Here is a 24,532-nt window from a genome sequence, read left to right as displayed (position 1 = left end):
AGCCCGAGCGGCTCCAATGAAAAAGCCCCGCACGCGGGGCTTTTTCATTGTCGAGGCCGGCGCAGCCAGGCCCGTTGGTGAGACACCGCGGAACTGGCTTTGCCAGGCCGCTGGTGTCGCCCCCGGCAGGGGGTGGGCGTCCGGACACGCAGTGCCGGACAACCTGGGGGCGAGATAAAGATGTTACGAGGCGCCCCGACGCGAAGGAGGGAGGGAGGGAGGAGGAGAAGAATCGCCTCGGGATTTCAACCTGGCGGCAAGCGCCCGGAAGACCTCGCAACATAAAAACCGACCGGACTTTCGTGCCCGGAAACGGTATGAGCGTGGACCGGCGAGCCGGTTCCCTGGCGATACGTAAGCGTTTGTGACTAGTTGGAAGTTGTTGCCGGTTGTGAAGTCACCGACGCCAGCGGCGCCGCGCCCAACTGCTTTTCGATCTCCCGCACGAACGCGCGGTCGTCAGGTGCCGTCATGCTGGAGTAGGCGTCCACCACCTTGCCGTCGCGGCCGATCAGGTATTTGTAGAAATTCCATTTCGGCGTCGTGCCGGAGAGCTGCGCCAGCTGCTTGAAAAGCGGGCTGGCATCGGGACCCCGCACCGATGATTTCGCGAACATCGGAAATTTGACGCCGAAGGTGCTTTCGCAGAAGTCGGCGATTTCCTTGTTCGAGCCGGCCTCCTGGGCGAAATCGTTCGACGGGAAGCCCAGCACGACGAGCCCCCGCGACCGGTATTTGCTGTCGAGGGCTTCCAGCCCCTTGTACTGGGGCGTGAAGCCGCAAAAACTCGCGGTATTGACCACCAGCACGACCTTGCCCGCGTACTGGCACAGGGCCTGCGGCTTTTCGTCCTGGAGCCGCGGAAAAGTGTGCTGAAGGATCGCAGGACAGCCGGCCGCGGCGCCCTGCGCGGCGGCGCCGGTCGGCAGCAGACCGGCAGCCAGCACGATGGCTGGGAAAAATGGCACTAACAGACCGAGGGGTATTCGCATGGCGGTGTTCCCGAGTGAAAAGCAGCGCGAATGGGCAAGTTTGCGGCGCGCGGACCTACATCATCGCGCGCTTGTCACAGGCGCGATAAGCCTGCCGACTAAAATCCGTCGGCTTAAGAAAGACATTGATGCTTTATCCGGAACTCTTCAGACAACTCGAATCTGTCCGCTGGGACATGGACAAGGATATTCCTTGGCAGTCTTTCGACGCAAGCCGGCTCACCGAGGAGCAGGCGCAGACCATCAAGATGAACGCGATCACCGAGTGGGCGGCGCTGCCGGCCACCGAGATGTTCCTGCGCGACAACCGGCATGACAGCGACTTTTCGGCCTTCATGTCGATCTGGTTCTTCGAGGAGCAGAAGCACTCGCTGGTGCTGATGGAATACCTCAAGCGCTTCAGCCCCCAGCATGCGCCGACCGAGCAGGAACTGCACGACGTGCGCTTCGATTTCGATCCGGCGCCGCCGCTCGAGACCCTGATGCTGCATTTCTGCGGCGAGATCCGCCTGAACCACTGGTATCGCCGTGCCGCCGAGTGGCACACCGAGCCGGTCATCAAGCACATCTACACCACGCTGAGCCAGGACGAGGCGCGCCACGGCGGCGCCTACCTGCGCTACATGAAGCGGGCCATGGAAAAGTTCGGCGACGAGGCCCGTTCGGCCTTCACCAAGGTCGGCGTGCTGATGGCCAGCGCCCGCCGCACGGCGCAGGCGCTGCATCCGACCAACCTGCACGTCAACAAGGCGCTGTTCCCGAACGACACGATCCAGAGCCGGGTGCCCGATCCCGACTGGCTCGAGCACTGGCTCGACAAGCAGATCAAGTTCGATTCGGTCTGGGAGAACAAGGTCGGCGAGCGGATCCTGCACAACCTGAGCCTGCTGATGAACCGCAGCTTCAAGACGGTCCAGGAACTGAACCGCTACCGCAAGGAGCTCGCGGCCACCCTCGGCCCCAGGCCCGAATACCAGGGCGCCTGAACCCGGAACAGGGTCTCAGCGGCGCTCGACGATCACCGGCGCCAGCTGCAGGCCGTTGCGGACTTGTTCGGCCGCGTCGCGGGCCGTGTCCCGCGAGGCATAGGGGCCTGACTGCAGGCGGTGCGTACCGTTCTCGCTGAACACATTGAGGGTGCTCGCCAGCGGCGGCATCTCGCGTGCCACCTGCTGCTGAAAACGCTGGGCGCCTTCGCGCTGGCTGAAGGCGCCGAGCTGGACCCAGAAACCGGGCCCGGCGGCCGCCGTACGCGGAGCCGGCGTGGCCGGCTGGGCGGGTGCCGCGGCCAGCGGGGTCATCGGCGGCAGCGCCGCGACTTCCATGGCGTCGTAGCGCGAGGTGGCGACCACCGGTGCAGTCAGCGCCGCGGGCACCGCGACACCGTCCGCGGCGGCCACGGCGGCGATCGGCGCGGCCTGCTGGGCCAGCACCGGGGCATCGCCGCGGCGCCAGGCACCGGTACGGATGTCCTCGTTGGTGAGGCGCTCGATCTCCACCGGCGCGACGCCGCGCAGCAGGTCGAGCTTGAGGGCCGCTGTGTAGCTCAGGTCGATGACCCGGTCGTCGTGGAAGGGGCCGCGGTCGTTCACGCGGACGATCACTTCGCGGCCGTTGGCCGGGTTGCGCACCCTTGCGTAGCTCGGCAGCGGCAAGGTCTTGTGGGCCGCCGTCATCGCGTACATGTCGTACGGCTCGCCGCTGGCGGTCGATTGGGCGTGGAACTTGCGCCCGTACCACGAGGCCAAGCCGGTTTCGCGGAAGGGCCGGTCGTCGGTGATCGGCACATAGGAGCGGCCGAGCACCGTGTAGGGCTTGCTGGTGCCGCCGCTGCCGCGGATCGGTTCGACCCGGGGTTCGGCATCCGGGACCTGGCCCAGGCCCGAAGGCGGATTGGCATCTGCACCGTCGCGGCCGCCGCGCGGCCCGCTGGCGCAGCCCGCGAGCAGCACCAGCGTCGCCGCCGCGAGCCACGCTGAAGCGTGCCGCTGGCTAGCCAAAGACCGCCTTCCAGAGCGCCAGCATGGCCTCGCGTTCGGCCACCAGGGTGCTCATCGGCACCTGGGTCGGCTCCTCGTTGAGGCGGGCCCGGTGCTGCACCCGGCGCAGTTCCCGGTAGGCCGCGGCGGCGGCCTCGCCCACGCCTGCGGGCAGCAGCTTGGCCGCTTCGGCACGCTGGAGCAGCGCGATGTTGCCGACATTGGGCACCAGCTCGGGATGCGCCTTGGCCTCGGACAGCACCAGGAACTGCACCGCGAACTCGGCATCGACCATGCCGCCGGCGCTGTGCTTGACGTCGAAGAGATCGGGCTTGACCGGCCGCGCGGCGCTTACCTTGGCGCGCATCGCGACGATCTCGGCCTTGAGGGCCTCGCGGTCGCGCGGTGCCGTGATCACGGCTTCGCGGATGCGGTCGAAACGCTCAACGTGAGCCGGCTCGCCCAGCACGCAGCGCGCCCGCGTCATGGCCTGGTGCTCCCAGGTCCAGGCGGTGTTGCTGCCGCGGCCCAGCTGGTACTTCTCGTAGGCATCGAAGCTGGTGGTCAGCAGGCCTGAATTGCCATTGGGGCGCAGCGCGGTGTCGATCTCGAACAAGTCGCCCTCGCGGGTCTTGACCGTGAGCCAGTTGATCAGCTTGCGGACGTAGGCGGCATAGACTTCGCCGGCACGCTCGTCCTCGTCGTCGTAGACGAAGACGATGTCGAGGTCGCTGCCGTAGCCGAGCTCCTTGCCGCCGAGCTTGCCGTAGCCGATGATCGCGAAGCGCGGCTGGTCGCGGTGCGGATTGCGCACCTGGGGCCAGCACCAGCGCGCGGTCACGCGCAGCACCGCGTCGGCCAGGGCGCTCAGGTCGTCAGCCACCTGCTCGACCGTGATGCGGCCATCGAGGTCGCGCGCCAGCGTACGGAACAGCTCCGCGTGGTGGGCGTGGCGCAGCAGGTTCAGCAGCCGCTCCTCGTCGGCCTCGCCGGTCTGCGTCAGCGAGCGGTGGCGGTCTTCGAGCTCGCGCTCGAAGTCGGCGGCGACGAAGCGCCCTGACAGCATGGCGCTGCTGGCCAGTTCGTCGATCACGCCGGGGTGCTTCAGCAGGTAGCTCGCGGGCCATTTGGCCGAGCCGAGCAGGCGCAGCAGGCGCTCTTGCACCGCGGGCCGCTCGACCAGCAGCGCGATGTAGCTGTCGCGGCGCAGCAGCGGCTCGATCCAGTCGGCCCAGCGCAGCGCGGCATCGACGTGGCGGCTGATCTGGCCCTGGGCATTGCTGTCGGGCTCGCGCAGCCACAGTGCGGTGCGCTGCACCAGCTGGCGCAGGCGGGCCCGGGTGTCGTCGCGCAGCGCCAGCACCCGCGGGTTCTCGTTCCAGGCCCGGACGCGCGCGGCGAACGGTGCCGGCAGCGATTCGAGCAGGTCGCTCATGTCGAGCGGGGCGGGGGCCGAAGCGCCGCCCTTGCAGCCGCTGCAGGGTTTCTTGCCGCCCAGCAGCTTGTCGAACTCCTGGGCCACGAATTCGCGATGGGTGTCGAGCTGGGCCAGGAAGGCGCAGCAATCGGCGAAGCCGAGCGTGAGCGCGATCCAGTGCAGGTCGTCGTCGTTGACCGGCAGCACATGGGTCTGCTGGTCGTCCAGGTACTGGATGCGGTGCTCGACCCGGCGCAGGAACTCGTAGGCCGAGGCCAGCGCGTCGGCCGCTTCCTGCGGCATCAGCCCGGCGCGTGCCAGCCGTTGAAGCGCATCGAGCGTCGGCCGGGTCCGCAGTTCGGGGAACTGGCCGCCGCGCACCACCTGCAGCAACTGCACCGTGAATTCGATCTCGCGGATGCCGCCGCGCGACAGCTTGACGTCGTTGGCGCGCTCGGGCCGGCCGGCGCTGCGGCGTGCCGCCTGTTCGCGAATCTGCCGGTGCAGCGTGCGCAGCGAATCGAAGACGCTGTAGTCGAGGTAGCGGCGGAAGACGAAGGGCAACACCGCGCTGCGCAGCGCCTGGGCCGAGCCGTCGGCCACCACCGCGGCGGGCGCGACCACCCGGCTCTTGAGCCAGGCGAAGCGCTCCCATTCGCGGCCCTGGACCTGGAAATACTCCTCGAGGGCGTCGAGCGAGACCACGCTCGGCCCCGAATTGCCGTTGGGCCGCAGGGCCAGGTCGACCCGGAACACGAAGCCGTGTTCGGTGGTGTCGCCCACCAGCGCGTAGATCCGCTTGACCGCCCGCGCGAAGTATTCCTGATTGGCCAGCCTCGAGCGGCCCTCGGCGTTGCCGGCGGTCTCGCCGTCGTGGTCGTAGAGGTATATCAGGTCGATGTCGCTCGACACGTTGAGCTCGCGGGCGCCGAGCTTGCCCATGCCGACCACCCAGAGCTGGGACCGCCGGCCGTCGGCCGCGAGCGGTGCGCCGTGGGCTTCGTCGAGCTCGGCGCAGGCCTCCCGGCAGGCGACGTCGAGCGCGAATTCGGCCAGCTGGGTGACCGCGGTGGTGACCACGGCCAGCGGCGCCTGCAGGTCGCAGTCGAGCGTGATGAGGCGTTCCATCACCAGCTGGCGAACGATGCGCAAGGCGTCGGCGACGTTGTCGCCGCGCTCGCGCAGGGCCCGGTACGCTTCGGCCATGTGGGGCCGCGTGGGCTCGCCCGGCGGCAGCAGCGACAGCTCGGCAGCGTAGCGCCGGCGCAAGCGCTGGATGAAGCGGGACGATGCCGACAAAGGCGGCGAATCGGATGATGCTGGCGGCCGAAGCGTGGCGCTGTCGGCGGCGGTGGAACCCGGCTGGGAGCTGGCGGTCATAATTCCTGACACAGCGCGATCCTCAATGAACGACACGACGTCTTCCCCTTCACGTCTGCTCAAGATCACCGCTGCGACGGCGCGCTGGTTGTTGGGTTTGCTGATCGGTGCATGGCTCCTGCTTGCGCTGTCAGTCGTTGTCCTACATCTCTGGATTGTGCCGCGAATCGGAAACTACCGTGGCGCACTGGAGGCGCAGGCCACACGGGCCATCGGCGTACCCGTGCGCATCGGCTCGATCAGCGCCCGGTCGGGCGGCCTTTTCCCGGCCGTCGAGCTGCGCGACGTGGTGCTCATGGACGAGCGCAGCCAGGAGGCGCTGCGGCTCGAGCGGGTGGTGGCCAGCGTGTCGCCGCGCTCGCTCTGGAACCTCAGCTTCGAACAGCTCTACATCGAGCGGCCGCAGGTCGACGTCCGGCGCGATGCACTCGGCAACATCCACGTCGCCGGGCTCCACATGCCGAACGACACCAGCGGCGGCGGCGCTGGTGCCGACTGGTTCTTCGCCCAGCGCGAACTGGTCGTGCAGGGCGGCACCGTGCGCTGGACCGACGAGCGGCGCCAGACCGCGCCGCTGCTGCTGTCCGATGTGCAGTTCGTGGCCCGCAACGGGGCGCGCCGCCACGCCATGCGCCTGGACGCCACCCCGCCCCCCGGCTGGGGCGCGCGCTTCACGCTGCGCGGCCAGTTCCGCCAGCCGCTGCTGTCGGTGCGCAGCGGCAACTGGCGCAGCTGGGACGGCCAGCTCTATGCCGACCTTCCCTACCTCGACATCGCCCGGCTCGACGGCTATGTCGACCTCGACGCCCGGATCCGCCAGGGTTCCGGCGGCCTGCGCCTCTGGGCCGACGTCAATGACGGCGAGATCACGGGCGGCGTGGCCGATCTGGGACTGAGCCGCATCGACGTGTCGCTCGGCAAGGCGCGCGAGCCGCTGGTGCTGCGCGACGTCACCGGCCGCCTGACCGGCAAGCGCGGCGACGGCACGCTCGAGTTCGCGACCACCCGGCTGCAGTTCGACACCGCGGACCGCATGCGCTGGCCCGGCGGCAACCTGTGGTTCCAGCACGCGGACGCCAAGGGGCGCACGGCGGAGCGCACCGCCCTGCGGGCCGACCGGCTCGACCTCGCGGCGCTGGCGCTGATCGCCGACCGGCTGCCCTTGGGCGAGGCGTTCCGCAAGCAGCTCGAGGCCTACCAGCCGCGTGGCATGGTCGAGCACATCGAGGCCAGCTGGCAGGGCCCCGCCGGCGAACCCTCCGGCTACCAGCTGAAGGGCCGCATGAGCGGCTTCAGCGTCGCGTCTCAGCCCGGCGTGCCGGCCCCCGCGCCGGCGACGCCGGCCGGGGCGGCCGGCACGTCCGCCTCGGCGCCGCACGTGCCGGTCGGCAGTCCCGGCGTCAGCGGCGCCACGGTCGATTTCGACGCCAGCCAGGCCGGCGGCAGCGCCACGCTGTCGATCGCCAGTGGCGCGCTCGACCTGCCGGGCGTGTTCGAGGAGCCGGTGGTGCCGATCGATCGGCTGTCGACCCAGCTGCAGTGGAAGCTCGATCGCGGCGCGGTGCAGGTGCAGGTGTCGAACCTGCGTTTCGCCAACGTCGATGCCGAAGGCGAGGCCCAGGCCAGCTGGCGCACCAGCGACCCGGCCGTCTCGCACAGCGCCGATCGCTACCCGGGCGTGCTCGACCTGCAGGGCAAGCTCACACGCGCCGACGGCACCCGTGTCTGGCGCTACCTGCCGCTGCACATCCCGAAGGCCACGCGCGACTACGTGCGCGACGCGATCACCAAGGGCACAGCCAGCGCGGTCGACTTCAAGGTCCGTGGCGACCTCTGGGACATGCCCTTCATGGACCCGAAGCAGGGCGATTTCCGCATCGCCGCAAAGGTCGCGGATGTCAGCTACGCCTATGTGCCGCCGGCGCCGGGCGCGACCGTGGTCTGGCCCGCGCTGAGCGGCCTGTCGGGCGAACTGGTGTTCGAGCGGGCCGGCATGCTGGTGCGCAATGCGCGCGGGCGACTGGCGGCGGCCCAGGCCGTCGAGGTCACGAAGGCCGAGGCGCAGATTGCCGACATGTCGCACCATGCGCCGGTGCTCAAGCTCGACGTCCAGGCCAAGGGGCCGCTGGGCGAGGTGCTGCGGGTCGGCGGACCGCTCGCCGGCGAGGCCGCCCCGACCCTGGCGGACATGCGCGCGACCGGCAATGCCGACTACAAGCTGCGGCTCGAGCTGCCGCTCGAGGCGATGGACAAGACCAAGGTGCAGGCCGCCATCGCGCTCGCCGACAACGAGCTGCAACTGGTGTCCGGCGCGCCGGCGCTGACGCAGGCGCGCGGCACGCTGAATTTCACCGAAGGCGGGTTTTCGCTCGCCGGCGTGCAGGCGCGCGGCCTCGGTGGCGCCATGCGCATCGACGGCAGCGGCCGCTTCACCGGCAAGCAGGAGCTGGAGCTGCGCGTCCAGGGTACGGCCAGCGCCGAAGGCCTGCGGGCGGCGCGCGAGATCGACTGGCTGGCCCGCCTGGCCAAGAACGCGACCGGCAGCGCGCCCTATGCGGCCAGCTTCTCGGTGCGTGAAGGCACGCCCGAGTTCTTGCTGACCAGCAGCCTGCAGGGCCTGGGGCTCCAGTTGCCGGCGCCGATGGCCAAGGAGGCCCAGGACGCCATGCCGCTGCGGGTCGAGAAGAAGATCGTGCTGCGCGAGGCCCGCGGGGCCGGCGCTGCGCCGCAGCTGCACGACCAGATCTCGCTCGAGCTGGGCAAGGTCGGCTCGGCCAGCTATGTGCGCGACGTCTCGGGCCGCGAGGCGCGGGTGCTGCGCGGCGCCATCGGCATCGGCCTCGCGGCTGGCGAATCGGCGCCGCCGCCGGAGCGCGGCGTGGCCGCCAACATGCGTTTCGAGCGGCTCGACCTCGGTGCCTGGCAGGCGCTGTTCAGTGCGGCCACCGGCAAGGCGCCCGAAGCCGTGGCGAATGTCGACAGCGGCGACGACGCGCTGGCCTACCTGCCGACGACCATCGCGCTGCGGGCCCAGGAGCTGGTGTTCGGCGGCCGCACGCTGCACGACGTGGTGCTCGGCGGCACGCGCGACGGCCAGCTCTGGCGCGCCAACGTCGACGCGGTCGAGCTCAGCGGCTATGCCGAGTACCGCCATGCACAGGCGGGGCGCCTGTATGCGCGCCTGGCCCGACTCAAGATCGCGCGCAGCGAAGCCACGGCGGTCGAGTCCCTGCTCGACGAGCAGCCGAGCACCCTGCCGGCGCTCGACATCGTGGTCGACGACTTCGAGCTCTTCGGCCGCCGCCTCGGCCGGGCCGAGATCGATGCCGTGAACCGCGGCGGTGCCGGCCGCGAATGGATGCTCAACAAGCTGACCCTCAGCAATCCGGACGCCACCTTCAACGCCCACGGCAGCTGGGCCGCGCCGCCCGGCGCCAGCGCAGGGCGCGACCAGCGCCGCACCGCGATGGATTTCAAGCTCGACATCGTGGACGCCGGTGCGCTGCTGAACCGCTTCGGCATGAAGGACGTGGTGCGGCGTGGCCGCGGCCGGCTCGAGGGCCAGGTCAACTGGACCGGCTCGCCGTTCTCGATCGACTACCCGAGCCTCGGCGGGCAGCTGCAGATCGACGTCGAATCGGGCCAGTTCCTGAAGGCCGACCCGGGCATTGCCAAGCTGCTCGGCGTGCTGAGCCTGCAGGCCTTGCCACGGCGCCTCACGCTCGATTTCCGCGACATCTTCAGCGCCGGCTTCGCCTTCGACTTCCTGCGCGGCGATGCCAAGATCGCCAACGGCGTGGCCTCCACCAACAACCTGCAGATGAAGGGCGTCAACGCCGCCGTGCTGATGGACGGCTCGGCCGACATCGCGCGCGAGACGCAGAGCATCCGGGTCGTGGTGGTGCCCGAGATCAGCGCCGGCACCGCGGCGCTGGTGGCGACCGCGATCAATCCGGCGATCGGACTCGGCACCTTCCTGGCGCAGATGGTGCTGAGCCGGCCGCTCATCGCGGCGGCCACGCAGGAGTTCCAGATCGACGGCACCTGGACCGACCCCAAGATCACCCGCGTGCCGCGGCGCGCAACGCCCGAAGCGCTGGCCGAGCCGCCGGCGCCGCGCTAGAAAGAAAAAGGAGACCACCGCCATGAAAGTCGCAGCCATCCAGATGGTGTCGGCCATCGCCCGCGAGGCCAACCTGGCACGCGCCCACGACCTGCTGGCCGAAGCCGCCGCCGCCGGCGCCGAACTGGCCGTGCTGCCCGAGTATTTCTGCATGATGGGGCGCCGCGACACCGACAAGCTGGCGCTGCGCGAGACCGCGGGGGCCGGCACGGTGCAGAGCTTCCTGGCCGATGCGGCGCGCGAGTTCGGGCTCTGGATCGTCGGCGGCACCTTGCCGATCGAGACCGACGACGACCAGCATGTCTTCAACAGCTCGCTGGTCTACGCGCCGGACGGCGAGCGCGTTGCGCGCTACGACAAGATCCACCTGTTCTTTTTCGACAATGGCCGCGAGCGCTACGACGAACGCCGCGTGATCGCACCGGGCACCCAGCCGGTGTGCTTCGACCTGCCCTCGCGCGACGGCCACGCCTGGCGCATCGGCATGAGCGTCTGCTATGACCTGCGGTTTCCGGAGCTCTACCGGGCGCTGGCCCGCCAGGGGGCCGAGCTGCTGCTGGTGCCCAGCGCCTTCACGCGAACCACCGGCGCTGCCCACTGGGAGGTGCTGCTGCGGGCCCGGGCGATCGAGAACCTGGCCTGGGTGGTGGCGCCGGCGCAAGGCGGCACGCACGAGAACGGCCGCCAGACCTGGGGCCAGTCGATGGTGGTCGACCCCTGGGGCACGGTGGCGGCGCAGCACGCCGAGGGCGAGGCCGTGGTGCTGTTCGATGTCGATGCCGCGCAACTCGAGGCCGCGCGCGCCCAGCTCCCGGCGCTGGCCCACAGCGTGATCTGAAGCCGAAGTGTCCGCGCCTTCCCTGCCCGCCGCCCGCGTCCTGCGTCCCGCCTTCGCGCGGCTGCGCTTCCTGCGCTCGTTCTGGCGCCGCTGGTTCCTCTGGGTGCTGCTGGCGATTCTGGTGCTGGCGCTGCTGGTCACCGTGGTCTGGCTGGCCGGCCGGCACGAGGTCGAGCAGACCCAGACCGTGCTGGACCGCGACACGGCCGATGCGGTGGCCGACCTGCGCGACGGCCTGCAGCGCAACGTCCAGACCTTGCGCGCCTCGCTGGCCGGCGGGGTCGACCGCGAGCAGTGGGAGGGCCGGGCCTCGGCCTTGCTGCGCGATCACCGCGAGTGGCTGCGTCTCGAATGGCGCGACCCGGCACTGCGCCCGCTCGCCGCGGTCGATTCGCCCTATCGCCGCAAGGTGTTCGGCGACAACGAGCGCGGCCCCGAGCAGATCGACGTCGAACAGGCCTGCTCGACCGCGCGCAAGCTGGGATCGGCGGCCTATTCGCCGAGCCACTACGTGGCCTCGGTGCAGGGCAGCGGCGGCCTCGAGGTGCTGGAGCTGTGCGTCCCGGTCGAGGGCGGCGGCTACCTGGTGGCGGCCTACTCGCTGCGCGATACGCTCACCGAACTGCTGGCGCCGATGCTCAGCCGCGGCCAGGAAGTCGCCTTCACCGAGTCCGACGGCACCCGGCTGGTGGCGATCGGCGCGCCGCGGCGCATCGGCACCCGGGTCTTCACCTCGCAGCAGCTGATCGACCTGCCGGGCGTCACCCTGATGCTGCGCGTCGACGGCTGGCGCGCCGTGCCGGACCTGTTCCCCAACATGCTGACCGCGCTTGTCACGGCGATCTCGATCGCGCTGGTGTCGGTGCTGGTGCTGCTGGCGCGCGACACCCGGCGGCGCCTGCGGGCCGAGCGCGATCTCGGCGATGCGCTGGCCTTCCGCAAGGCGATGGAGGATTCGGTCATCACCGGCCTGCGCGCGCGCGACCTGCAGGGCCGCATCACCTACGTCAACCCGGCCTTCTGCGAGATGGTGGGCTTCAGCGCCGAGGAACTGATGCGCAGCGACGTCGAGGTGCCCTACTGGCCGACCGAGCTGGCGCACGAGTACCAGCGCCGGCAGGCGGTGCGGCTGGCGGGCGCGACGCCGCCGCGCGAGGGCTTCGAGTCGGTCTTCATGCGCAAGGACGGCAGCCGCTTCCCGGTGCTGATCTTCGAGGCCCCGCTGATCAACGCGCAAGGCTCGCAGTCGGGCTGGATGAGTGCCTTCATCGACATCAGCGAACAACGCCGCGTGGAGGAGCTCTCGCGCGCCAGCCAGGAGCGGCTGCAGGCCAGCGCCCGGCTGGCCACCGTGGGCGAGATGGCCTCGCTGCTGAGCCACGAACTGACGCAGCCGCTGGCCGCGATCGCCAGCTACGCCAGCGGCTCGCTCAACCTGCTGGGGACGGACGGGCCGCCGCAAGACGGCGACCGGCAGGAGGTCGCGATGGCGGTGCGCCGGATCGCCGAGCAGGCCGATCGCGCCGGCCAGGTGATCCGCAGCGTGCACGACTTCGTGCGCCGGCGCGATCGCACGCGCGAGTCGGTGACGCCCCAGGTGCTGGTCGATGCGGTGCTGCCGCTGGTGCGGCTGCAGGCGCGCAAGCTCGGCGTGCGCGTGGAGCTGGCCCTGGACGACAACCTGCCGGCCGTGGTCTGCGACCGCACGCTGGTCGAGCAGGTGCTGCTGAACCTGGCGCGCAACGGCATGCAGGCGATGGACATGCCCGAACTGAGCGAGCGCGTGCTGCGCCTGCGGGTCGTTCGCGCCAGCGGCAGCCCGGGCCCGGACGCACGCCGCTGGCTCGAGTTCTCGGTCGCCGACCTCGGCTGCGGCATCAGCGACGAGGTGGCGTCGCGCCTGTTCACGCCTTTCTTCACGACGCGCCCCGACGGCATGGGCCTGGGCCTGAGCCTGTGCCGTACGGTGGTCGAGCAGCACGGCGGCGTGCTGATGCACGAACCGCAGCGCCCGCGCGGCACCATCTTCCGATTCACCCTGGCCACCGCAAGCTGACACTTCAAGCCATGCAACCCCTGATCGATGCCCTGATCTTCATCGTCGACGACGACGCCAGCGTGCGCGAGGCCCTGGCCTGGCTGCTGCGATCGCGGCGCCTGGTGAGCGAGCAATTCGCCAGCGCCGAAGCCTTCGAGGCCCGTCTGGCCGAGGAGCCGCTGACCGACCATCCGCATTGCCTGCTGCTCGACGTCCGCATGCCGGGCACCAGCGGCCTGGTGCTGTTCGACCGCCTGGCCGAGCGCGGCCTGCTCGACGCCATGCCGGTGATCTTCCTGACCGGCCATGCCGACGTGCCGACCGCGGTCGATGCGGTCAAGCGCGGCGCCTTCGACTTCTGCGAGAAGCCGTTCTCGGACAACGCGCTGGTCGACCGCATCGAGCACGCGCTCGGGGCGTCGCTGCGCGCGGTCGAGGCCAGGCGCACGCGCCAGCTCCTGAAGCGCCGCATCGACGAGCTGACGGAGCGCGAGCGCGACGTGATGCGCTGCGTGGTCGAGGGGCTGCCGAACAAGCTGATCGCCGATCAGCTGGCGATCAGCGTGCGCACGGTGGAGGTCCACCGCGCGCGCGTGTTCGAGAAGATGGAGGTCAAGTCGGCGGTCGAGCTCGCCAACCTGCTGCGCGGGGTCTGAACCCGATCAGCCCTGCGGGCGTTCGCCGACGAAGATCTCGACGCGGCGGTTCTGCGCCCGGCCGGCTTCGGTGTTGTTGTCGGCGACCGGCTCGCGCGAGCCGCGGCCTTCGGTGCGGATGGCGCCGGCCGGCACGCCGCGCGCCACCAGGTAGTCGCGGGTGCTCGCGGCACGTTCGATCGACAGCGGGTTGTTGATGGCATCGGTGCCGGTGCTGTCGGTGTGGCCGATGATGCGCACCTCGGCGTTCGGGTTGTTGCGCAGGCCGCTGGCGAACTGGTCGAGCACCGGCGAGAAGTTGGGCTTGATCGCCGAGCGGCCGACGTCGAAGGAGATGTCGCTCGGGATCGCCAGCTTGAGTTCGTTGCTGGCGGTCTGGGTGACGGCCACGCCGGTGCCCCGGGTGGCGGCTTCCATCTGCTTCTTCTGGTTCTCCATGCGCTGCGACCACAGGTAGCCGCCGGCCGCACCGGCGAGCGCACCCACCGCGGCGCCGGTGCCCGCACGGCCGCCGGTTGCCGAGCCGATCGCCGCGCCCGCCAGTGCGCCGACGCCGGCACCGATGCCGGTGTTGCGCTGGGTGTCGGTCATGCCGGTGCCGGCGCAACCGGCGAGAACGAGGGCGGCGGCGGAGGTGGCGAGTACGAGTTTTTTCATGTCGGTCTTTCTGGGGATGCAATACAAGGAAGAACCATTATCCGGAGCGAATCGCGCAAATCCGGTGACGCGGCCGTGTCGGCTTGTAACGTTGATCGGCGATGGGATCTCTCTAAACCCTTGTCGCATCTGGTTGTGCTGCTATCTTTTCGGTAGCGTATGGCGCGCCGGCCCACAGTCGTGTGCGGCGCCGGACTACCGCGATTCAATCCCTTTTCGGGGGCTCCTGGGCATCGTCGCGGTCGTCCAGTTCGCCGCCCTTGCGGCCCGAGAACATGGTCCACCAGACGATCAGCACCAGCGCGATCGCGGCCGCGAGGGCTTCAAGCAAAATCAGACCCATGAACAAAGGACTCCGGTGGCTGGTGGGACTCGCGATCGTAGCAACGCTCGCGGGCTGCAGCTTCAGCACACGACAGCCCGAGGTGCCGCTGGCAACCCCGAGCGCGCCCCCGCCACGCGATCTCGGTCCCCTGACTGGCTCGCTCACCCATCCCAAGAGCCGCTGGACGCCGGTGCCTTGGTCCGAGCTGCCGGGCTTCAACGAGGACGCCCTGCACGAAGGCTGGGTCGCGATGGTCAGCAACTGCGCGCGGCCCAACGCCGCCATCGCGCCGCTCTGCCGCGAGGTGCGCCAACTGGCGCTGGCCGAGCCGGACCAGCAGCGCGAATGGATGATGCAGCGGCTGCAGCCGTTTCGCATCGAGTCGCTTGCGGGCCCGAGCGAAGGCAAGCTCACCAGCTACTACGAGCCGGTCTTCGATGCCACGCGGCGGCCGACTGCGACCCACACGGTGCCGCTCTACCAGGCGCCGGCGGGCCTGGTCCCCAAGCGCCCCTGGTACACCCGCCAGGAGATCGACACGCTGCCCCAGGCCCAGGCCGCGCTGCGCGGCCGCGAGATCGCCTGGCTGGCCGATCCCATCGACGCGCTGATGCTTCACATCCAGGGCTCGGGTCGACTGCGCATCACCGAGGCCGACGGTTCGCAGCGCATGGTGCGCGTGGCCTTCGCGGCCACCAACGAACAGCCCTATCGCAGCGTCCAGCAATGGCTGTCGAGCCAGGGCGCGACCAAGGTCAGCCTGTGGCCGGACGACACCAAGCAGTGGGTGGCGCAGAACCCTCAGCGCGTGTCGCAGCTGCTGTGGAGCAATCCGCGCTACGTGTTCTTCCGCGAGGAGCCGCTCAATGAAGTCGACGCGGCCTCGGGGCCGGTGGGCGCGCAGGGCGTGCCGCTGACGGCCGGCCGCTCGATCGCGGTCGACCGCGACAGCATTCCCTACGGCACGCCGGTCTGGCTCGCCTCGCCGGGGCCGGCCGTGCCGCTGGCCAAGCTGGTGGTCGCGCAGGACACCGGGAGCGCCATCGTCGGCGCGGTGCGGGCCGACTATTTCGCCGGCACCGGCGCCGATGCGGGCCGGGTCGCTGCGCGAGTCAACCAGCCGCTGCGGCTCTGGGCGCTCTGGCCGAAATAGTCAGGCGTTCATCTTCACCACGAAGATCGTGAGCGCGGTGACCATCGCGATGTGCATCAGGAACTCGAGCCGCCGCTCGCGGGGTGCGATGAGGAGGGCGGCGCCGGCCACGACCAGCGTCAGGGCCCCGAACATGAGATCGAAAGAGATATCCACCAAACCGCCGTCCTTGCTGTCACACGGGCCTGCACCAACACGGATTATCAGTGAGCGCGCACGGGCTCCTGCGGCCGGGGCAGCGGCAGCGCGGTCTTGTAGCGCACCTGCTTGAGCGCGAAGCTCGAGCGGATCTTCTCGATGCCGGAGATCGGCGTCAGCTGTTCGAGGATGAACTTCTCCAGCGCCGCGATATCGGCCACGGCGACCCGGATCAGGTAGTCGCTGTCCCCGGTCATGAGGTAGCACTCCATCACCTCGTCGTGCTCCGCGATGCGCTGCTCGAAATCGGACAGCGACTGCTTGCTTTGTGTCTTCAGGCTGATCGAGATGAAGACGTTGAGGCCGAGCCCGAGTGCGCCGGCATTGACCAGGGCCACGTAGCGCTGGATCACGCCGCCGGCCTCGAGCGCCTTCACCCGCGCCAGGCAGGGCGAGGGCGACAGGTGGATGCGGCGCGCCAGTTCGACGTTGGACAGGCCGCCGTCGCGCTGCAGCTCGTCGAGAATGCGCAGGTCGATGGTGTCCAGTTGCATGAAATGCTGTCCAGCGGCAAAAATGCAGAATTCTATGCGGTGGACTGGGCCGGAAAGGCACGGAATCGGCACCCCATTCCATCGCGAACGGCCTAGATTGCGGTTCATGAACGCCCCGATCCCCTTCGACCCCTTGCGCGCCCTGATCGACATGCCCCTGCACGATCCCGATCCCGTCGAAACCGCCGAATGGCGGGCCGCCTTCGTCGCCCTGGCCGACGCCCACGGGCCGGAGCGGGCGCGCTGGATGCTGGACGAACTCGCACGGCTGGCGCGGGCCCAGCGCATCGGCTGGGAGCCGGACCTGTCGACGCCGTACGTGAACACCATCGCGGTCGACGCCCAGCCGGCCTTCCCCGGCGACCTCGCGATGGAGGAGCGCCTGGCCTCGCTGATGCGCTGGAATGCGCTCGCGATGGTGGTGCGCGCCAACCAGGCCTACGGCGAGCTCGGCGGCCACATCGCCAGCTACGCCAGCGCGGCGGACCTGTTCGAGACCGGCTTCAACCACTTCTTCCATGCGCGCACGGATGCCCACCGTGGCGACCTCGTGTTCTTCCAGCCGCACAGCGCGCCGGGCGTCTACGCGCGCGCCTTCCTCGAAGGCCGGCTCGGCGAAGAGGACCTGCGCCACTACCGGCAGGAACTCAGCGCGCCCGCGTTCACCGAAGGCCAGGGCGCACGCGGCCTGAGCAGCTACCCGCACCCGTACCTGATGCCGGACTTCTGGCAGTTCCCGACCGGCTCGATGGGCATCGGGCCGATCAGCTCGATCTACCACGCGCGCTTCATGCGCTACCTCACGCACCGCAACCTGCTGGACTGCGAAGGCCGCAAGGTTTGGGGCGTGTTCGGCGACGGCGAGATGGACGAGCCCGAATCGATGAGCGCGCTGACGCTCGCCGCCCGCGAGAAGCTCGACAACCTGGTCTGGGTGGTCAACTGCAACCTGCAGCGCCTGGACGGCCCGGTGCGCGGCAACGGCCGCATCATCGACGAACTCGAGAAGCTGTTCGCCGGCGCCGGCTGGAACGTCATCAAACTGGTCTGGGGCAGCGACTGGGACGGCCTGTTCGCGCGCGACCTCACGGGTGCGCTGGTACGGGCGTTCTCGAACACGGTCGACGGCCAGATGCAGACCTTCGCCGCCAAGGACGGCCGCTACAACCGCGACACCTTCTTCGGCCAGGACCCGGAACTGGCGCGGCTCGCCGAAGGCATGACCGACGAGCAGATCGACCACCTGAAGCGCGGCGGCCACGACCTGGTGAAGATCCACGCCGCCTATGCCGCGGCGGCCGCGCACCGCGGCCGGCCGACCGTGATCCTGGCCCACACCAAGAAGGGCTACGGCATGGGCAGCGCCGGCCAGGGCAAGATGACGACGCATTCGCAGAAGAAGTTCGACGACACCGACCTGATCGCCTTCCGCGACCGCTTCAAGCTGCCGTTGACCGACGAGCAGGCCACGACCGCCGCCTTCTACAAGCCGGCCGACGACAGCGCCGAGATGCGCTACCTGCTGGCCAAGCGGGCCGCGCTCGGCGGCAGCATGCCGCGCCGCGTCACCGACTGCGACACCGTCGCCAAGCCCGAGCTGGCGGCCTATGCGCAGTTTGCGGTCGCGGCCGCCGGCAAGGAGATGAGCACCACCATGGCCTTCGTGCGCATGCTGGGCAACCTCATGAAGGACAAGACGCTCGGCCCGCGCGTGGTGCCGATCGTGGCCGACGAGGCGCGCACCTTCGGCATGGCGAACCTGTTCAAGCAGGTCGGCATCTATTCGAGCGTGGGCCAGCGCTATGCGCCGGAGGACATCGGCTCGGTGCTGTCGTACCGCGAGGCGACCGATGGCCAGATCCTCGAGGAAGGCATCAGCGAGGCCGGCGCCATCGCCAGCTGGACCGCCGCCGCGACCAGCTACAGCGTGCACGGGCTGGCGATGCTGCCCTTCTACATCTACTACTCGATGTTCGGCTTCCAGCGCGTCGGCGACCAGATCTGGGCCGCCGCCGACCAGCGGCCGCGCGGCTTCCTGCTCGGTGCCACCTCCGGGCGCACCACGCTGGGCGGCGAGGGGTTGCAGCACCAGGACGGATCGAGCCACCTCATTGCCGCGACGATCCCGAACTGCAAGGCCTACGACCCGGCCTTCGCGGGCGAGATGGCGGTGATCGTCGATGCCGGCATCCGCGAGATGATGGTCGAGCAGAAGGACGTCTTCTACTACGTCACCTTGATGAACGAGAACTACGCCCAGCCCGACCTGCCGGCGGACGCGGAAGCCGATGTGCTGCGCGGTTGCTATCGCTTCGATGGATGGAAGGGCGCGCAGCCGGCAGGCGCCGAGGCGAAGGTCACGCTTCTCGGTTCCGGTGCGATCCTCACCGAAGTCGTCAAGGCGGCGCAGATGCTGGCCGAAGAGGGCATTGCCGCCGAGGTGTTCAGCGTCACGAGCTGGAGCGAGCTGGCCCGCGACGGCCGTGCCTGCGAGGCCCACGCGCTGGCGGGCGAGGCCGAGCCGGGCACGCCGTTCATCGCGCGGCAGCTGGCGGGCGGCCGCGGGCCGATCATCGCCGCGACGGACTACGTGCGCAGCGTGCCCGAGAGCGTTCGCGCCTTCCTGCCCGAGGGCCGGCGCTTCCTCACGCTCGGCACCGACGGCTTCGGCCGCAGCGACACCCGCGCGGCCCTGCGGCAGTTCTTCGGCGTCGATGCGCAGAGCATCGTGCGCGCGGCCCTGCACGCGCTCGGATCGCGTTGAAGCGGCGGGGCGGGGCGCCTATGATGGCGCGCGCGAAGCGCGAACCCTCCTAGGACACCTCATGAACAAAGCAGGACTCATCGGCCTGGGCGCCATGGGCGCTGGCATTGCCGCCACCTTGCGCGACCGCGGCTACGAGATGCACGTATGCGACGCGCGCCCCGGCGCGGCGGTGCGCTTCGCCGAGGCCGGCGGCGTCGCCTGGGCCACGCCGGCGCAGGTCGCGCACCGCTGCGAGGTCGTGATCTCGGTCGTGGTCAATGCCGCGCAGACCGAGGAGGTGCTGTTCGGCGAGGGCGGCGCCGCCGCCTCGATGAAACCCGGCAGCGTGTTCGTGATGTGCTCGACGGTCGATCCCAACTGGTCGATGGCGCTCGAGGAGCGGCTGGGCGCGCTGGGCATCCTCTACATCGACGCGCCGATCTCGGGCGGCGCCGCCAAGGCCGCGAGCGGCCAGATGACCGTGATGAGCGCGGCCCGGCCCGAGGCCTACGCGCGCGCCGACGCGGTGCTCGACGCCATGGCCGGCAAGGTCTACCGGCTCGGCGACCGCGCCGGCGCGGGCAGCAAGGTCAAGATCATCAACCAGCTGCTGGCCGGGGTGCACATCGCGGCGGCGGCGGAGGCGATGGCCCTGGGCCTGCGCGAAGGCGTGGCCCCGGACGCGCTGTACGAGGTCATCACGCACAGCGCCGGCAACAGCTGGATGTTCGAGAACCGCATGGCCCACGTGCTGGCCGGCGACTACACGCCGCTGTCGGCGGTCGACATCTTCGTCAAGGACCTCGGGCTGGTGCTCGACACGGCGCGTGCCAGCAAGTTCCCGCTGCCGCTGGCCTCGACCGCGCACCAGATGTTCATGCAGGCCTCGACGGCCGGCTACGCGAAGGAAGACGACAGCGCGGTGATCAAGATATTCCCCGGCATCGAACTGCCGCCGTCCTCCTGACCGTCCCTATCATCGAACCATGCCACGCTTCGCCGCCAACCTTTCCATGCTCTATCCGGAGCTCGATTTCCTCGACCGCTTCGAGGCCGCCGCCAAGGATGGCTTCGCCGCCGTCGAGTATCTGTTCCCCTACGCCTACGAAGCGCACGAGCTGGCCTCGCGGCTGGCCGCCAACGGCCTGAAGCAGGTGCTGTTCAACGGCCCGCCCGGCGACTGGGAGCGTGGCGAGCGCGGCCTGGCCTGCCTGCCTGGGCGCGAGGCCGAGTTCCGCGGCGGCATCCTTAAGGCGATCGACTACGCGGCGGCGCTCGACTGCCCGCGCATCCACGTCATGGCCGGGCTGGTGCCCGAGGGCGTCGAGCGCGAGACCGTGCAGCCGACCTACCTCGAGAACCTGCGCTGGGCGGCCGTCGAGGCGGCCAAGGCCGGCCGCGACGTGCTGATCGAGCCGATCAACACGCGCGACATCCCGCGCTTCTTCCTGAACCGCCAGGACCACGCGCACGAGCTCGTCGAGGCGGTGGGCGCGCTCAACGTGCAGGTCCAGATGGACCTCTACCACTGCCAGATCGTCGAGGGCGACGTGGCGATGAAGATCCGCAAGTACCTGCCGACCGGCCGGGTCGGCCATTTCCAGATCGCCGGCGTGCCCGATCGCAACGAGCCCGACATCGGGGAGCTCAACCACCCCTACCTGTTCGAGGTCATCGACGAGGTGTCGGCGCAATGCGGCTGGCAGGGCTGGGTCGGCTGCGAGTACCGCCCGCGCCGCGGCGCCGTGGCCGATGGAACCTCGGCCGGGCTCGGCTGGCTGCGCGGCCTGCCGCGCGCGGCGCGCGGATGACGGCGCCCTCGAGGCTGGAAGCCGTCCGCATCCCGGCGCGCCTGCGCGGCTTTCCGGCGGGCGATGCCGAGGTGTTCGATGTCACGCTCGCCGGCGCGCAGGTCGAGGCCATCGTGCCGTCCCGCCAGCCGGCGCGCGGCACCTTGCTGAGCGCGATGGTCGATGCCCATGCCCACATCGACAAGAACTACACGGTGCGCGAGGCCGGCGCGGCCGAAGGCAACCTGTTCGCGGCGATCGAGCGCATGGCGGCGCATCGCGCGCGCTGGACGGCGCAGTCGCTGCGCACCCGCATGCTGCGGGCGCTGGACGAAGCCTGGCGCGCCGGCACGCGGGCCCTGCGCACTCATCTCGACTGGGGCGGCGCCGACGCGCCGGTGTCGCTCGCGGTGTTCGAGCAGTTGCGCGACGAATGGCGTGGCCGCATCGAGCTGCAGTTCGTCGCGCTGGCGCCGCTCGACCTGTTCGCCGAGGCCGACGCGGGCGAACGCATCGCGCAGGCGGTGCGGCGCGCGGGCGGGGTGCTCGGCGCCTTCGTCTATCGCAACGACGGCATCGTGCACAAGCTCGGGCGGGTCTTCGACCTCGCGCAGCAGCATCGACTGACGCTGGACTTCCACGTCGACGAAGGCCTCGATGCCGAAGCGACCGGCCTGCGCACCATCGCCCAGCTCACGATCGCGCGCGGCCTGCGGGGGCGCGTCGCCTGCGGCCATGCCTGCTCGCTGTCGGTGCAGGACGACGCCGCCGCCAACGACACGCTCGCGCTGTGCGCCCAGGCCGGCATCCACCTGATCGCCTTGCCGAGCACCAACCTCTATCTGCAGGGCGCCTGGGACCGCACGCCGGTTCAGCGCGGCATCACGCGGCTGCGCGAGGCCGCGGCGCACGGCCTGCGGCCGAGCCTCGCCACCGACAACGTGCAGGACGCCTTCTATCCCTACGGCGGCTACGACCTGGTCGAGACCTTCGGCCTCGGCGTGCAGATGGCGCACCTGGCGCCGGCCGCCGACTGGCTCGACGCCATCACCGTGAGCCCGGCCCGCGCCCTGGGGCTGGCCTGGGACGGGCGCATCGCGCCGGGCTGCCCGGCCGACCTGGTGCTGCTGGCGGCCACCGACGAGTACGAACTGCTGGACCCGCATGGCCGACGCCGCACCGTCATCCGCGCGGGCCGTACCCTGGAGAACATCCCATGAGCATGGGCAAGCCGATGGCCAACTACGCCGCCGCGAAACGCGTCGGCGATTTCGTCTTCATGAGCGGCGTGGTCGCGGTCGACCCGTCGACCCGCCGCGCGGTGGCCGGCTACGACGACATCCCCGACGCGGCGCGCGCGGCCCTGCGAACGCTCGGCTACGCCACCGGCCAGATGTCGGTCGATGTGTTCGAGGCGCCCATCGTGGCCCAGAGCTGGTTCGTGCTCGAGCGCATCCGCCAGATCGCGGCCGAGCACGGCGGCACGATGGACGACGTCGTGAAGCTGGTGCAGTACTTCCGCCGCCTGCCAGACTACGCGCCCTACAACCGGGTGCGCGGCCTGTTCTACCCGGGCCAGCCGCCGGTCAGCACGGTGGTCGAGGTGTCGCGCTTCCTGCCCGGGGACGAGGTGCTGATCGAGGTCGAGGCGACGATGTACCTGCCCCCTCAATAGGGCTGGCCCAGCTGCTCTAGAACTGCAGGGTTTTCGAGCGTGCTGACGTCCTGCGTCACCGCCTCGCCCTTGGCCAGCGTGCGCAGCAGCCGGCGCATGATCTTGCCGCTGCGGGTCTTCGGCAGGTTGTCGCCGAAGCGGATGTCGCGCGGCTTGGCGATCGGGCCGATCTCCTTGCCGACCCAGTTGCGCAGCTGGTCGGCGATGCGCCGGGCCTCGTCGCCGCTGGGCAGCGGCCGCTTCAGCACCACGAAGGCGCAGACCGCCTCGCCCGTGGTGTCGTCGGGCCGTCCCACCACCGCGGCCTCGGCCACCAGGTCGGTCATCGCCACCAGCGCGGATTCGATCTCCATCGTGCCCATCCGATGGCCGCTGACGTTGAGCACGTCGTCGATGCGCCCGGTGATGGTGAAGTAGCCGGTCGTCTTGTCGCGTATCGCGCCGTCGCCGGCCAGGTAGTAGCGGCCCTGGAACTCCTCGGGGTAGTAGCTGGCCTTGAAGCGCTCCGGGTCGTTCCAGATGGTGCGGATCATCGACGGCCAGGGCTTGCGCACGACCAGGATGCCGCCCTGGCCCCAGGGCAGTTCGTTGCCGGCCTCGTCCACCACGGCCGCGTCGATGCCCGGGAACGGCAGGGTGCACGAGCCCGGCACCAGCGGCGTGACGCCCGGCAGCGGCGTGATCATGTGGCCGCCGGTCTCGGTCTGCCAGAAGGTGTCGAGCACCGGGCAGCGGCCGCCGCCCACGTGGCGGTGGTACCACTCCCAGGCCGCCGGGTTGATCGGCTCGCCGACCGATCCGAGGATGCGCAGGCTCGACAGGTCGTAGTGGCGCGGGTGCACCGCGTCGTTGCCCTCGGCCATCTTGATCAGCGAGCGGATCGCGGTCGGCGCGGTGTAGAACACGCTGACTTTGTGCTCCTGGATCATCTTCCAGAAGCGGCCGGCATCGGGGTAGGTGGGCACGCCCTCGAACACCACCTGGGTCGCGCCGATCGCCAGGGGACCGTAGGCGATGTAGGTGTGGCCGGTGACCCAGCCCATGTCGGCCGTGCACCAGAAGACGTCCTCGGGGCCGAGGTCGAAGGTCCACTGGCAGGTCAGCGCCGCATGGAGCAGGTAGCCCCCGGTGGCGTGCTGCACGCCCTTGGGCTTGCCGGTCGAGCCCGAGGTGTACAGCAGGAACAGCGGGTGCTCGGCGTTCACCCACTCGGGTTCGCAGACCGGCTCTTGGGCTGCCGCGAGATCCGCCATCCACAGGTCGCGCGGCGACTGGAAGGGCACCGCGCCGCCGGTGCGGCGCGTCACCAGCACATGGCGCACGCTGTCGCAGCCGCCGAGGACCAGCGCCTCGTCGACGATCGCCTTCAGCGGCAGCTGCTTGCCGCCGCGCACCTGCTGGTCGGCGGTGAGCACCATCACGGCGCCGGTGTCGGCGATGCGGTCGCGCAGGGACTGCGCCGAGAAGCCGCCGAAGACCACCGAATGGATGGCGCCGATGCGCGCGCAGGCCTGCATCGCGACCACGCCGTCGATCGACATCGCCATGTAGATCACGACCCGGTCGCCGCGGCCGACGCCCAGCGACTTCAGCACGTTGGCGGTGCGGCAGACGCGCGCCAGCAGGTCCTGGTAGCTGATCCGCGTGACGCTGCCGTCGTCGGCCTCGAAGATGATGGCGGTCTTCTCGCCCAGGCCGTTCTCGACCTGGCGGTCCAGGCAGTTGTACGACGCGTTGAGCGTGCCGTCGGCGAACCATTCGAAGAAGGGCGCCCGGCGCTGGTCGAGCACCTGCGTGAAGGGCTGCTTCCAGGCGATCAGCTCGCGCGCCAGGCGGCCCCAGTACGCGTCGGGGTCGGCCTCGGCCTCGGCGACCAGCCGGTCGTAGGCGGCGCGGCCGGAGATCCGCGCGCGTTGCACGGTGGCCTCGGAGGGCGGGTACAGCGTGGCGGGAAGGGCGGGGGCAAGGGTCGGTTCCATGGCGTGCTCCTGGTGCGTGGATGAGGGATGTACGGCCGTGATCACTCGACGGCGCCGCCCGTTTGACGGCTGTCAAGTGCGTCTCGGGCGAG

At 70.1% G+C, this 24,532-nt stretch carries 19 protein-coding genes; 11 read left to right on the top strand and 8 right to left on the bottom strand.

Annotated elements, in window-relative coordinates:
• Positions 1-368: 368 nt before the first annotated feature.
• The gene (locus tag AC1DF3_RS26805) at positions 369-992 is read right to left on the bottom strand and encodes a glutathione peroxidase (protein WP_478141437.1); all 624 of its coding nucleotides are present in this window, start codon (positions 990-992) and stop codon (positions 369-371) included.
• A gap of 128 nt (positions 993-1,120) precedes the next feature.
• On the opposite strand from AC1DF3_RS26805, the gene AC1DF3_RS26800 reads away from it, so the two are divergent.
• Positions 1,121-1,978, top strand: a complete 858-nt coding sequence (locus AC1DF3_RS26800) for a ferritin family protein (RefSeq protein WP_286533399.1) — start codon at positions 1,121-1,123, stop codon at positions 1,976-1,978.
• Between the two features lie 15 nt (positions 1,979-1,993).
• On the opposite strand, the gene AC1DF3_RS26795 is transcribed toward AC1DF3_RS26800, so the two are convergent.
• Positions 1,994-2,992, bottom strand: coding sequence for a septal ring lytic transglycosylase RlpA family protein (locus AC1DF3_RS26795; RefSeq protein WP_478141436.1), 999 nt, complete (start codon positions 2,990-2,992; stop codon positions 1,994-1,996).
• On the bottom strand, positions 2,985-5,768 hold the full coding sequence (gene glnE / locus AC1DF3_RS26790) for a bifunctional [glutamate--ammonia ligase]-adenylyl-L-tyrosine phosphorylase/[glutamate--ammonia-ligase] adenylyltransferase (RefSeq protein ID WP_478141435.1): 2,784 nt from the start codon (positions 5,766-5,768) through the stop codon (positions 2,985-2,987). Before glnE ends, AC1DF3_RS26795 begins: the two co-directional genes overlap by 8 nt.
• A gap of 25 nt (positions 5,769-5,793) precedes the next feature.
• On the opposite strand from glnE, the gene AC1DF3_RS26785 reads away from it, so the two are divergent.
• Genes AC1DF3_RS26785 through AC1DF3_RS26770 form a run of 4 tightly spaced genes read left to right on the top strand, consistent with a single transcriptional unit; the run spans position 5,794 to position 13,423 of the window.
• Positions 5,794-9,891, top strand: a complete 4,098-nt coding sequence (locus tag AC1DF3_RS26785; protein ID WP_478141434.1) for a YhdP family protein — start codon at positions 5,794-5,796, stop codon at positions 9,889-9,891.
• Positions 9,892-9,913: 22 nt separating this feature from the next.
• Positions 9,914-10,729 carry a carbon-nitrogen hydrolase family protein gene (locus AC1DF3_RS26780; RefSeq protein ID WP_478141433.1) on the top strand — a complete coding sequence of 272 codons (816 nt, stop codon included), beginning with the start codon at positions 9,914-9,916 and terminating at the stop codon, positions 10,727-10,729.
• Between the two features lie 7 nt (positions 10,730-10,736).
• Positions 10,737-12,785: a two-component system sensor histidine kinase NtrB gene (locus AC1DF3_RS26775; protein WP_478141432.1), complete on the top strand. Its 2,049-nt coding sequence runs from the start codon at positions 10,737-10,739 to the stop codon at positions 12,783-12,785.
• Positions 12,786-12,796: 11 nt separating this feature from the next.
• Positions 12,797-13,423 (top strand): response regulator transcription factor, encoded by a 627-nt coding sequence (locus AC1DF3_RS26770; protein WP_286509668.1) that lies wholly within the window; start codon positions 12,797-12,799, stop codon positions 13,421-13,423.
• A 6-nt stretch (positions 13,424-13,429) separates the two neighbouring features.
• On the opposite strand, the gene AC1DF3_RS26765 is transcribed toward AC1DF3_RS26770, so the two are convergent.
• Together AC1DF3_RS26765 and AC1DF3_RS26760 are read right to left on the bottom strand one after the other, a co-directional pair.
• Positions 13,430-14,080 carry a YiaD family glycine zipper/OmpA-like lipoprotein gene (locus tag AC1DF3_RS26765; RefSeq protein WP_286533407.1) on the bottom strand — a complete coding sequence of 217 codons (651 nt, stop codon included), beginning with the start codon at positions 14,078-14,080 and terminating at the stop codon, positions 13,430-13,432.
• A gap of 205 nt (positions 14,081-14,285) precedes the next feature.
• Positions 14,286-14,423 (bottom strand): hypothetical protein, encoded by a 138-nt coding sequence (locus AC1DF3_RS26760; protein ID WP_286533409.1) that lies wholly within the window; start codon positions 14,421-14,423, stop codon positions 14,286-14,288.
• Between AC1DF3_RS26760 and mltA the strand changes: the two genes are divergently transcribed.
• Entirely contained in the window at positions 14,422-15,558 is a 1,137-nt protein-coding gene (gene mltA, locus AC1DF3_RS26755; RefSeq protein WP_478141431.1) for a murein transglycosylase A, read from the top strand. The genes AC1DF3_RS26760 and mltA overlap by 2 nt on opposite strands.
• On the opposite strand, the gene AC1DF3_RS26750 is transcribed toward mltA, so the two are convergent.
• Positions 15,559-15,714: a hypothetical protein gene (locus AC1DF3_RS26750; RefSeq protein ID WP_286519775.1), complete on the bottom strand. Its 156-nt coding sequence runs from the start codon at positions 15,712-15,714 to the stop codon at positions 15,559-15,561.
• A 47-nt stretch (positions 15,715-15,761) separates the two neighbouring features.
• A complete protein-coding gene (locus AC1DF3_RS26745; RefSeq protein WP_286533413.1) occupies positions 15,762-16,250 on the bottom strand; it encodes an Lrp/AsnC family transcriptional regulator in 489 nt (162 codons plus the stop codon).
• A 106-nt stretch (positions 16,251-16,356) separates the two neighbouring features.
• Between AC1DF3_RS26745 and mdeB the strand changes: the two genes are divergently transcribed.
• From mdeB to AC1DF3_RS26720, 5 genes are all read left to right on the top strand, one after another.
• Entirely contained in the window at positions 16,357-19,014 is a 2,658-nt protein-coding gene (gene mdeB, locus AC1DF3_RS26740; RefSeq protein WP_478141430.1) for an alpha-ketoglutarate dehydrogenase, read from the top strand.
• A 61-nt stretch (positions 19,015-19,075) separates the two neighbouring features.
• On the top strand, positions 19,076-19,963 hold the full coding sequence (ltnD, locus tag AC1DF3_RS26735; protein ID WP_478141429.1) for an L-threonate dehydrogenase: 888 nt from the start codon (positions 19,076-19,078) through the stop codon (positions 19,961-19,963).
• 19 nt (positions 19,964-19,982) lie between these two features.
• Positions 19,983-20,807: a 2-oxo-tetronate isomerase gene (gene otnI / locus AC1DF3_RS26730; protein WP_478141428.1), complete on the top strand. Its 825-nt coding sequence runs from the start codon at positions 19,983-19,985 to the stop codon at positions 20,805-20,807.
• A complete protein-coding gene (locus tag AC1DF3_RS26725; protein WP_478141427.1) occupies positions 20,804-22,006 on the top strand; it encodes an amidohydrolase family protein in 1,203 nt (400 codons plus the stop codon). The genes otnI and AC1DF3_RS26725 overlap by 4 nt, the downstream gene beginning before the upstream one ends.
• Positions 22,003-22,461, top strand: coding sequence for a RidA family protein (locus tag AC1DF3_RS26720; RefSeq protein WP_478141426.1), 459 nt, complete (start codon positions 22,003-22,005; stop codon positions 22,459-22,461). The genes AC1DF3_RS26725 and AC1DF3_RS26720 overlap by 4 nt, the downstream gene beginning before the upstream one ends.
• Here AC1DF3_RS26720 and acs read toward each other — a convergent pair.
• Positions 22,455-24,440: an acetate--CoA ligase gene (gene acs / locus AC1DF3_RS26715; RefSeq protein WP_478141425.1), complete on the bottom strand. Its 1,986-nt coding sequence runs from the start codon at positions 24,438-24,440 to the stop codon at positions 22,455-22,457. The genes AC1DF3_RS26720 and acs overlap by 7 nt on opposite strands.
• Positions 24,441-24,532 lie beyond the last annotated feature (92 nt).

Source organism: Variovorax sp. 10N432 (assembly GCF_056394465.1).
Note: the sequence above shows the minus strand (reverse complement) of the source record. Positions and strands in the feature narration are given on the sequence as shown.